This window comes from Streptomyces sp. NPDC001663 (assembly GCF_042893105.1).
GTDB lineage: Bacteria > Actinomycetota > Actinomycetes > Streptomycetales > Streptomycetaceae > Streptomyces.
On the sequence record NZ_JBIAUR010000032.1, the window covers coordinates 47,399 to 57,862 of the forward strand.

Annotated in this window: 8 protein-coding genes; 5 read left to right on the top strand and 3 right to left on the bottom strand. The window is 68.9% G+C overall.

The annotated features are described in order from the left end of the window. Window positions 1-4: 4 nt before the first annotated feature. Together manA and ACFY1L_RS53650 are read left to right on the top strand one after the other, a co-directional pair. Window positions 5-1,156 (top strand): mannose-6-phosphate isomerase, class I, encoded by a 1,152-nt coding sequence (gene manA / locus ACFY1L_RS53645; RefSeq protein ID WP_388842869.1) that lies wholly within the window; start codon window positions 5-7, stop codon window positions 1,154-1,156. 136 nt (window positions 1,157-1,292) lie between these two features. Next, window positions 1,293-2,273 (top strand): cation diffusion facilitator family transporter, encoded by a 981-nt coding sequence (locus ACFY1L_RS53650; RefSeq protein ID WP_388842870.1) that lies wholly within the window; start codon window positions 1,293-1,295, stop codon window positions 2,271-2,273. Window positions 2,274-2,327: 54 nt separating this feature from the next. Here ACFY1L_RS53650 and lepB read toward each other — a convergent pair whose 3' ends face one another. Next, window positions 2,328-2,996, bottom strand: a complete 669-nt coding sequence (lepB, locus tag ACFY1L_RS53655) for a signal peptidase I (protein ID WP_388842871.1) — start codon at window positions 2,994-2,996, stop codon at window positions 2,328-2,330. Between the two features lie 108 nt (window positions 2,997-3,104). Then, window positions 3,105-5,240 (bottom strand): fructose-specific PTS transporter subunit EIIC, encoded by a 2,136-nt coding sequence (locus ACFY1L_RS53660; RefSeq protein ID WP_388842872.1) that lies wholly within the window; start codon window positions 5,238-5,240, stop codon window positions 3,105-3,107. A 469-nt stretch (window positions 5,241-5,709) separates the two neighbouring features. On the opposite strand from ACFY1L_RS53660, the gene ahcY reads away from it, so the two are divergent. Both ahcY and ACFY1L_RS53670 read left to right on the top strand, forming a co-directional pair. Next, window positions 5,710-7,167, top strand: coding sequence for an adenosylhomocysteinase (ahcY, locus tag ACFY1L_RS53665; protein WP_388842873.1), 1,458 nt, complete (start codon window positions 5,710-5,712; stop codon window positions 7,165-7,167). Window positions 7,168-7,316: 149 nt separating this feature from the next. Continuing rightward, on the top strand, window positions 7,317-7,931 hold the full coding sequence (locus tag ACFY1L_RS53670; RefSeq protein WP_388842874.1) for a hypothetical protein: 615 nt from the start codon (window positions 7,317-7,319) through the stop codon (window positions 7,929-7,931). Between the two features lie 96 nt (window positions 7,932-8,027). Here the strand turns inward: ACFY1L_RS53670 and ACFY1L_RS53675 are convergent, their stop codons facing one another. Further along, the gene (locus ACFY1L_RS53675) at window positions 8,028-8,999 is read right to left on the bottom strand and encodes an RDD family protein (RefSeq protein ID WP_388842875.1); all 972 of its coding nucleotides are present in this window, start codon (window positions 8,997-8,999) and stop codon (window positions 8,028-8,030) included. A gap of 130 nt (window positions 9,000-9,129) precedes the next feature. Here ACFY1L_RS53675 and ACFY1L_RS53680 point away from each other — a divergent pair, with 130 nt between their 5' ends. After that, window positions 9,130-10,137, top strand: coding sequence for a stage II sporulation protein M (locus tag ACFY1L_RS53680; protein ID WP_388842876.1), 1,008 nt, complete (start codon window positions 9,130-9,132; stop codon window positions 10,135-10,137). Window positions 10,138-10,464 lie beyond the last annotated feature (327 nt).

Genomic DNA, 10,464 nt, shown 5'->3' on the forward strand with positions numbered 1-10,464 from the left:
CAGCATGGACCGCCTCGACAACACCATCCGCCCCTACGCCTGGGGTTCGACCACCGCGATCCCGCACCTGCTCGGCGTCGAACCGACCGGTGAACCGCAGGCGGAGATGTGGATGGGCGCCCACCCCGGCGCCCCCTCCCGGACGGAGCGCGGCACGCTCGTCGAGGTCATCGAGGCCGCCCCGGAGCAGGAGTTGGGCCCGCAGGCCGTGGCCAAGTTCGGCCCCCGTCTGCCCTTCCTCCTCAAGATCCTCGCCGCGGGCGCCCCCCTCTCCCTCCAGGTGCACCCCAACCTGGCGCAGGCGAAGGAGGGTTACGAGGACGAGGAGCGCCGCAGCATCCCGGTCGACGCCCCGCATCGCAACTACAAGGACGCCAACCACAAGCCCGAACTGATCTGCGCGCTCACCGAGTTCGACGGCCTGTGCGGCTTCCGCGACCCGCTCCAGGCGGCCGACCTGCTGGACGGCCTGGGCGTCGACTCCCTCAAGCCGTACGTCGACCTGCTGCACGCCCACCCCGAGGACGCGGCCCTGCGTGAGGTCCTCACGGCGATCCTGACCGCCGACCCCGAGGAGATGCACCACACGGTCGCAGCGGCCGCGGCCGCCTGCACCCGTCTCGGCGGCGAGTTCGAGCCCTACGCGGACATCGCACACCACTACCCGGGCGACCCCGGCGTCATCGCGGCCATGCTCCTCAACTACGTCCGCCTGCAGCCCGGCGAGGCCCTGTTCCTCGGCGCGGGCATCCCACACGCGTACCTGAACGGCCTCGGCGTCGAGATCATGGCCAACTCCGACAACGTACTGCGCTGCGGACTGACGCCCAAGCACGTCGACGTCCCCGAACTCCTGCGCATCGTCCACTTCGAGGCGAGCGACCCCGGAGTGCTGCGCCCCGAGGCGTCCCCGGACGGCGAGGAGGTCTACGAGACGCCGATCGACGAGTTCCGGCTGTCGCGTTACGTCCTCCCCGAGGGCGCCTCCGCCCACGACCTCACCCGCGCCACTCCGCAGATCCTGCTCTGCACGGCCGGTACGGTGCGGGCCGGTGAGCACGAACTGGGCCCCGGCCAGTCGGTCTTCGTACCCGCCGGCGAAAAGGCCGAAGTGTCCGGAGCGGGTACGGTCTTCCGGGCCACTGTGATCGTATGACCGGGGTTGTGGATACCTGACGCGCCGTCGCCGGGCAGGGCTGCAAGAATGGCCCACCGGCAAAGGACGGGCAAAGCCGCGACGAGGCAGGGCCCCGGACGGCGTACATACGAAGGCGAAGGGACAACGCGGACACATGAGCGCGTCAGGCGGCACCAGGGCGATCGTGGCGGCACTCGGCGCCAACCTCGCGATCGCGGCATCGAAGTTCGTGGCGTTCGCGTTCAGCGGTTCGTCGTCGATGCTCGCCGAGGGCGTCCACTCGCTCGCCGACTCCGGCAACCAGGCCCTGCTCCTGATCGGCGGAAAGAAGGCCCAGCGCGAGGCCACCCCGCAACACCCCTTCGGCTACGGCCGCGAGCGGTACATCTACGCCTTCCTCGTCTCGATCGTCCTCTTCTCCGTCGGCGGCATGTTCGCCATCTACGAGGGCTACGAGAAGATCCGCCACCCGCACGAGATCGAGCACTGGTACTGGCCGGTGGGCGTCCTCGTCTTCGCGATCATCGCCGAGGGCTTCTCGTTCCGCACGGCCATCAAGGAGTCGAACGAGCTGCGGGGCAAGCTGTCCTGGTCGCAGTTCATCCGCCGAGCCAAGGCGCCCGAGCTGCCCGTCGTCCTCCTGGAGGACTTCGGCGCGCTGATCGGTCTGGTCCTCGCCCTCGGCGGCGTCGGTCTGGCCCTGCTCACCGACGACGGCGTCTGGGACGGCATCGGCACGGTCTGCATCGGCATCCTGCTCGTCCTGATCGCGCTGGTGCTCGCCGCCGAGACCAAGTCCCTGCTGCTCGGCGAGGCCGCCGGCGTCGAGGACGTCCAGAAGATCGAGGCCGCCATCGTCGACGGTGACACGGTCACGCGCATCATCCACATGCGCACGCTCCACCTCGGCCCGGAGGAGCTGCTGATCGCCGCCAAGATCGCCGTCCAGCACGACGAAACGGCCGCCGAGGTCGCCTCCGCCATCAACGCCGCCGAGGCCCGCATCCGCGAGGCCGTCCCCATCGCCCGCGTCATCTACCTCGAGCCGGACATCTACAGCGAGGCCGAGGCGGCGAAGGGCCCGGACCGCGAGGCGACGCCCGGCGGACCGGCGCCGCACCCCGCCGGTCACTGACACCACTTCGACGTACGACGAAGGGGCCCGCCGAACGCCCGGTGGGCCCCTTCGTCAGACCTGCACGGCCCAGGGCGGGGGCGGAGGTACGACGACACGCTTGCGTACGGCCACGGCCGCGATCCCCAGCCCGAGCCCGGTGAGCGCCAGCAGCAGCCCCACCAGCGCGGCCACCCCGAGCAGCGCCGGCACGGTGTAGTCGTCCGTCACCCGACCCTGGACCGCGCTCACGGGCACCGTGCCTCCGTGATCGTCGGGGAAGGCCCGCGAGTCCCGCGAGTTCAACCGGTGATCACCGAGCACGAAGAGCCGGCCCTCGGGCACCTGCACGTCGTACGACTGGTGTGTGCCGTCGGCAATGCCGTCCGGCACGTACGGCTCGTCGAGCGACTTGCCGTTCACCAGGAGCCGCTCGTCCTCGCCTTCCCCCGTGCAGCAGACGATGTGATCACCGCCCACACCAATGACCCGCTGCATGACGACGGCGCCCTGATAGCGGTCCGGCGCCGAGTAGAGCACGACGTCGCCCCGCCGTACCCCGGTCCCGTCCATACGCTCGTACACCAACTGCTGCCCCTGCGTGTACGTCGGCGACATGCTGTCGCTCGCGACCGTGGTCCCGTGGTAGCCCGTCCACACGCTCACCAGAGCCACAACCACCAGCACCACCCCCAGCGGCCCCAGCACCCCTGCCCAGATCCCGAGCTTCCGCGCCCTGCTCATCGCCACTCCCTCCCCACACGGAACATCCGCGCCGCGCAGAGGGTAGCGACCCTCTGTGAACCGGCTGTGCGGGCCCGCGCCCCAGCACGGACGCGGGCCCCGAACCGGCTACCGGATCTCGCTCAGCACCCCGAGGACCGCCTGCTCGTCCCCGGCCGAGAGGAGCCGCTCCCGGAACCCGGCGTCCACCAACTTCCGCGACAACAACGCCAGAATCCGCAGGTGTTCATCGCCCGCGGCCGCCTCGGGTACGGCGATCATGAACACCAGCCGCGCCTTCGTACCGTCCAACGAGCCCCACTCGACGCCCTCGTCGGACCGCGCGAACCCGACGACCGGCGCGGTCACCGCATCCGTCTTGGCATGCGGAATCGCGATCTCCTCGCCGAGCCCGGTCGTGCCCTGCTCCTCACGCCGCAGCGCCGTCCGCACCAGCTCGTCCACATCCGCGACCTTGCCGCTGCGCGCCAGCAGTCCGGCCATCTCCCGGATGCCGGCCTCCTTGTTCCGCGCGTCGAGCCGAAGCTTCACGGTCTCGTCGGTGAGATGACCGGAGAGGACTTCGCCCCGGGCGTCTGACGGCTCGTCCGACGAGCCCTCGGCAGTCGTCGTGGCGGGAGCAGCGGTTGCGGAACCCGCACCGTCCGAGCCCGAGGCCGCGGGCCCGGATGCGCCCACTGCCTGCGCCGGTACGACAGCACTCCCGCCCGTCCCCGACAACACACCCACGCCCGCTGCGACCAGCGCCGGCTCGGCATCGGCGGCACCCGCGTCGGCCGCCGACGCGCCCCGCCGCCTCCGCTCACCGACATCGACAAGGGCGACCGTCGTGAGCGCGGTGACGACCGTGCCGATCACCACCGCCACGAAGAACATCGGCACGCCGCTCACCGCACCCAGCACGGCCACGATCGGCCCGCCGTGGGGCACCGCGTCCTTCACCCCGGCGACACCGGCGACCGCACCGGCCACCGCGCCGCCGAGCATGTTGGCCGGAATCACCTGGGCGGGCCGCGCCGCCGCGAACGGGATCGCACCCTCGGAGATGCCGAAGCAGCCCATGAACAGCGAGGCCAGGCCGGTCTCCCGCTCCTGCTCGGTGTACAGCCGCTTCCGTATCAAGGTCGCCAGACCCTGCCCCAGCGGCATGACCGGGATCGCGGCCGCACACATGCCCATGACCGTCTGGTTCCCGGTCGCGATGAGCCCGGCGCCGAACAGGAACGCCGTCTTGTTGACCGGCCCGCCCATGTCGAACGCGATCATCAGCCCCAGAATCGCACCGAGCAGAACCGCACTCGTGCCCGTCATCCCGCTGAGCCAGCTGGTCAGGTGCTCGAACACCCACGAGATCGGCTTCCCGATGACGTAGATGAAGAACATTCCGAGCGCCGTCGTCGCCACGATCGGGATCACGATGATCGGCATGATCGGCTGCACGAACTTCGGCACCCGGACCTTCTTGATCCACAGCACCAGATACCCGGCCAGGAACCCGGTCACGATCGCGCCGATGAACCCGGCGCCCGCCTTCGAGTCGTACAACGACCCGGTGTTGGCGATCCAGCCACCGATCATCCCCGGCACGAGCGCGGGCCGATCGCCGATGGCGTACGCGATGTACCCGGACAGGATCGGCACCATCAGCGTGAAGCCGATGACCCCGATGTTGTTCACGTCCATCCAGAAGGAGTCCTTCGGGATGACCAGACCGCCCGAGGGGTCCGTGTGCCCGCCGAGCGAGAGCGAGATGGCGATCAGCAGCCCGCCGACCACCACGAACGGGATCATGTAACTGACCCCGTTCATGAGCGCCTTGTACGCGACACTCCGTTCCTTGCCGCCGACTCCCGAGGACGCTGTCGTCGTACTCCCGGGCTCATGCACGGGCGCCGACCGTACCTGCTCGATCAGCCGCTCGGGGTGGTGAATGCCCTCGGCCACCCCGACCTTGAGAACCCGCTTGCCCGCGAAACGGCTCAGGTCCACGTCCTTGTCCGCGGCGACGATGACGCCGTCCGCGGTGTTGACATCGTTGTCATCGAGGACATTTTCGGCCCCGATCGATCCTTGGGTCTCCACCTTCATGTCGATGCCACGGCTCTCGGCAGCCTGCGCGAGCTTCTCCGCAGCCATGTATGTGTGGGCGATGCCGGTCGGGCATGCGGTCACCGCGAGCAGCTTCACATGCTTACCCTCGCTGTTGCCGCCGCCCGTGGGGGGAGGGCCGGCCGGACTGGTCACGTCGATCTCCTAACGCCTTTGTCGCACGAAGCGTCGTCCCGGACGCCCCGCAAGATCGATCAGCAGTTCCCGATCTGCAGGGCATCCTGCAACACCCGCTGGGTCGACTCAAAGGTGCAAAAGTCCTGTTCACCCTGGTGTGTTGACTCCTGTTCTCCCGTTCGTACGTGTCTTGTTATCGCTCTCCCCAGCCCTCGCAACCGCCACCCGCCGCCCGCCGCGATCGTCGAGATCTGTTCGGAGGCGGACTGGGGGCGGCAGGCCGACCGGTGTAGCTTGGGACGGAGCCAGACGTCGCTGCTGATGGCGGTCGGGCGGTCCCACCGCGGACCGACCGAGGGAGAGAGGGCCTCCGACGGACTGCGCTGCGCGCACCGGGCATGCCTGTGTCCTCTTCGGGCACCCCTGTGTCCGCCGCCGCGCAGACCAGCCGTACCCACCTCGCCCCAACCCCGAGGAGCAGCTCGCAATGACGACTGTCGACAACCGACAGGACTTCAAGGTCGCCGATCTCTCCCTGGCCGAGTTCGGCCGCAAGGAGATCACCCTCGCCGAGCACGAGATGCCCGGCCTGATGGCGATCCGCAAGGAGTACGCCGAGACGCAGCCGCTGGCCGGCGCCCGCGTCACCGGCTCCCTGCACATGACCGTGCAGACCGCCGTCCTCATCGAGACCCTGGTCGCCCTGGGCGCCGAGGTCCGCTGGGCCTCCTGCAACATCTTCTCCACCCAGGACCACGCGGCCGCCGCCATCGCCGTCGGCCCGAATGGCACCGTGGACAACCCCCAGGGCGTCCCGGTCTTCGCCTGGAAGGGCGAGACCCTGGAGGAGTACTGGTGGTGCACGGAGCAGGCGCTGACCTGGCCGAACACCCCCACCGGCGGCCCGAACATGATCCTCGACGACGGTGGTGACGCCACCCTCCTCGTCCACAAGGGCGTCGAGTACGAGAAGGACGGCAAAGTCCCCTCCGTCGACACCGCCGAGTCCGACGAGCACCGCGTCGTCCTCGAACTCCTGCAGCGCACCATCACGGACGGCTCGCAGAAGTGGACCCAGCTCGCCTCCGAGATCCGCGGCGTGACCGAGGAGACCACGACCGGCGTCCACCGCCTGTACGAGATGCAGCGCGACGGCGTCCTCCTGTTCCCGGCGATCAACGTGAACGACGCCGTCACCAAGTCGAAGTTCGACAACAAGTACGGCTGCCGCCACTCCCTGATCGACGGCATCAACCGCGCCACCGACGTCCTCATCGGCGGCAAGACCGCGGTCGTCTGCGGCTACGGCGACGTGGGCAAGGGCTGCGCGGAGTCCCTGCGCGGTCAGGGCGCCCGCGTCATCGTCACCGAGATCGACCCGATCTGCGCCCTTCAGGCGGCGATGGACGGCTACCAGGTCACGACCCTCGACGAGGTCATCGACAAGGCCGACATCTTCGTCACCACGACCGGCAACAAGGACATCATCATGGCCTCGGACATGGCCAAGATGAAGCACCAGGCGATCGTTGGCAACATCGGCCACTTCGACAACGAGATCGACATGGCCGGCCTCGCCAAGATCCCCGGCATCGTCAAGGACGAGGTCAAGCCGCAGGTCCACACCTGGACGTTCCCCGACGGCAAGGTCCTCATCGTGCTGTCCGAGGGCCGCCTGCTGAACCTGGGCAACGCGACCGGCCACCCGTCCTTCGTGATGTCCAACTCGTTCGCGGACCAGACCCTGGCCCAGATCGAGCTGTTCACCAAGCAGTCCGAGTACCCGACCGGCGTGTACACGCTGCCCAAGCACCTCGACGAGAAGGTCGCGCGCCTCCACCTGGACTCGCTCGGCGTGAAGCTGACCACGCTCCGCCCCGAGCAGGCCGCGTACATCGGCGTGAAGGTCGAGGGCCCGTACAAGTCGGACCACTACCGCTACTGAGCGGCTCGGCGCCGCTGCGGTGAGCGCGTCGGTGCGCTGACTCGCTCACCAGCAGCAGTTCCTCCGAGGCAGGCCCCCGCACCCCCGTGTCGGGGGCCTGCCCCTTTGGCCGCTGCGCCCGGATCAGCCCGTCAAGACCCAGGACCCCCATGCCCCGCGGCCGCTATTCGCTCCACGATCCGCACGATCACACCCCCCTCGCAGAAGAGCACTTCCACTGCGCCCCCGGCCCTTCCGGCTGGCGCTACGTCTCCCAACTGACCACCCCGACGGGTGAGCACGGCGGCTCCGTCGACCTCGCCCTCGACGAACTCGGCCGCCCCATCCGTCTCGAACTCCACGCAGCCGGCTGGCAGGTGCGCGGCGCCGCCCTCGACGGCGTCACCTGGGTCCGTACGGACCCGACCGGGTCTCATGTCACCGAAGGCAACGTCCGCGCCCACGCCTTCACCGGCACATCCCCCGCGTTCCTCATCGCCACCACCCGTCTCCTGCGCCTCACCCCTTCCGCCTCAGCAACCCGCGTACGCCTCGTCGCCTTCACAGACCCCGTCCTCGCCCCGCGCACCGTGGACCAGTCCTGGGCCTTGGTGAACAGAGAAACACACGCCACTGACAACGCCCCTCTGACCGTGGACGAATACCAGGTCACAGCCCTGGACACCGGCGAGCAGCACGCCGTACACATCGCGGGCGACGTGGTGCTCTCGGCACCCGGCATCGAACTCGAAGACCTCGAGTCGCCGCCGTCCACGTTCGTCTGAGCCAGGGGCGAGAAGAACCGAGCGGGTGGGAAGAGACGGCGGTCACCGCACGGATCCGACTGCTCATGCGGTATGCCACTGACGTCGAGGCATTGGCTATGCCGGCGGTACGAACCCCGTGGTCTGATCAGTCCCGCTCGCTCCGGCAGCGGGACGATCGCTCGTCGGCGCATCCCGCGGCACGGCAGGCGGGGGAGTCGCAACTACGGGAGTCCCCGCCGGAGGCACGTAACCGCCCGGAGCTCCAGCCGCCGGCACGCCGTCCACAGGCTGTGCACGCGCACTCAAGCCTGCCGCAACGGGCCCGCTCGCAGACGGACCGTTCGCGAAGGTTCGGCGCACCTCCCGGGCCTGCCGCTCCTGCACCACCGCCGCCAGGTAAGCCGTAGGCGGAACACCCTGCGGCACCGGCGTGCCCGTACGAGCCGCGAGGTCCGAGGCGAGTTGTTCCGCCATGGTCCAGCCGACCTGCGGGTCCAGCTGTTGCATCCGCGACAGATACTGCCGAACGGCGAGCCACAACCCGTCCGGAACCGCAGACAGATCAAGTTCCGAGAACCGCCCGGCCAACCAGGGCGGAGGCGGAGGCAGAAAACCCGTCCGCGCGACAGGCAGCCTTTCCCGTACAACAAGAGTCCCGGCGAACACATCACCGAGCCGCCGCCCGCGAGCGGACACGAAGGACGCGATGCAGGCGATGACCCCAAAGGTCATCAGGATCTCGACCACCCCGATGCCGCCCCTGACCAGCGCATGCCGGAACCGGATCGGCCCGCCGTCGTCCCGCACCACCCGCAGCCCGCACGCCATCTTCCCCAGTGACCGCCCGTGGCTGAGCGTCTCGACCGCAATCGGCCCGCCCACCAGTACCAACACGGAGGTTGCGATCGACACCGCGACCTGCGCCGCCTCGTCCAGCGAAGACGTGGAAGCGACCAGCGCGATGGTCAGAACGATGTAGACGACCACGGCCACGGCCAGGTCGAGCACTATCGCAAGCGCCCTGCTGGGCAGCCTCGCGGGGCGCAACTCCAGCGCCACCGCCTCGCCCGTCACCAGCTCACTCACGCCCGTCGTCCTTCCCCTGGCCTGCCCTGAGAACGGCCAGTCTGCCAAGCTGAGGGCGCATTGCGCCGCAGTACGACAAGCTGACATCCACGACGAGCCGCCGACGAACAGCCGAGGAGCAGGCAAACCGATGGACCTCGACGTCTTCGTCACCACCCACCGGGCCGAGTGGGACCGCCTCGAGGCCCTGCTCAGACGCCAACGTCGCCTCACCGGCGCCGAGGCCGACGAACTCGTCTCCCTTTACCAGCGCACGGCCACCCACCTCTCCTTGATCCAGTCCAGCGCTCCCGACCCTCAGCTGACCGGGCGGCTCAGCCAACTCGTCGCACGCGCGCGTAGTGCCGTGACTGGAACCCGGCGCGCCTCATGGAGAGACGTCACACGCTTCCTTGCGCACGGTTTCCCCGCCGCGGTCTACAGATCACGCCGCTGGTGGGTGCCCACCGCGCTCCTGTCCACCGTCGTTGCCGTCCTCCTGGGCTGGTGGATAGGCACCCATCCAGATGTGCAGGCCACCATCGCGGCCCCCAGCGAACTGCGCGAGCTCACTCGCCCCGGGGGCCAGTACGAGACGTACTACTCCAGCCACCCCGCAGCTTCCTTCGCCGCCCAGGTCTGGACGAACAACGCCTGGGCAGCAGCCCAGTGCCTGATCCTGGGCGTCTTCCTCGGTCTGCCTGTGCTCTGGATCCTCTTCCAGAACATGCTCAACCTTGGCGTCGGGTTCGGCCTGATGTCCTCGGCCGGGCGGCTCGACACCTTCCTCGGCCTTGTCCTCCCACACGGCCTGCTCGAGCTGACCGCCGTGTTCGTGGCCGCCGGCACCGGGCTCCGCCTCGGCTGGACGGTCATCGATCCGGGGCCGCGCTCCCGACGCACTGCCCTTGCCGAGGAGGGGCGCGCCGCCGTGGGCATGGCAATCGGCCTCGCGCTGGTCCTCTTCGTCTCCGGCGCCATCGAAGGGTTCGTCACCCCGTCCGGCCTGCCCACCTGGGCCCGAATAGGCATCGGAATCGCTGTCGAGCTGGCCTTCCTCACGTACGTCTTCGTCCTGGGCGGCCGAGCGGCCCGCGCCGGAGAGACGGGCGATGTAGATGCGGTCGAGCGCAGCGCCACGGTTCCAACGGCCGCCTGATGTGCGGACACGCCCGCTGAGCTGTTAGTCTCTCCTTCGCCCCACAGGAGCCGTTGACACGGACCAAGCGGGGAGGTAGATTCGAACAGTTGCCTGGAACTGGATCTAGTCCGGTCGGCAACGGTGAGCGTCTGTCTGCTTCTTGGAACATAGATTCCGAAGAAGCCACTCCCGATCAATCGGAAATGAGCGGCCGGTCAATCCGGCTCGAAAGTTCTGATAAAGTCGGATCCGCCGGAAAGGGAAACGCGAAAGCGGGAACCTGGAAAGCGCCGAGGAAATCGGGCCGGGAAACGGTCTGATAGAGTCGGAAACGCAAGACCGAAG

Excerpts from the sequence above, each read along its gene's own strand:
- manA (WP_388842869.1), top strand. The coding sequence starts at position 5 with ATGGACCGCCTCGACAACACCATCCGCCCCTACGCCTGGGGTTCGACC.
- ACFY1L_RS53650 (WP_388842870.1), top strand. The coding sequence starts at position 1,293 with ATGAGCGCGTCAGGCGGCACCAGGGCGATCGTGGCGGCACTCGGCGCC.
- lepB (WP_388842871.1), bottom strand. The coding sequence starts at position 2,996 with ATGAGCAGGGCGCGGAAGCTCGGGATCTGGGCAGGGGTGCTGGGGCCG.
- ahcY (WP_388842873.1), top strand. The coding sequence starts at position 5,710 with ATGACGACTGTCGACAACCGACAGGACTTCAAGGTCGCCGATCTCTCC.
- ACFY1L_RS53670 (WP_388842874.1), top strand. The coding sequence starts at position 7,317 with ATGCCCCGCGGCCGCTATTCGCTCCACGATCCGCACGATCACACCCCC.
- ACFY1L_RS53680 (WP_388842876.1), top strand. The coding sequence starts at position 9,130 with ATGGACCTCGACGTCTTCGTCACCACCCACCGGGCCGAGTGGGACCGC.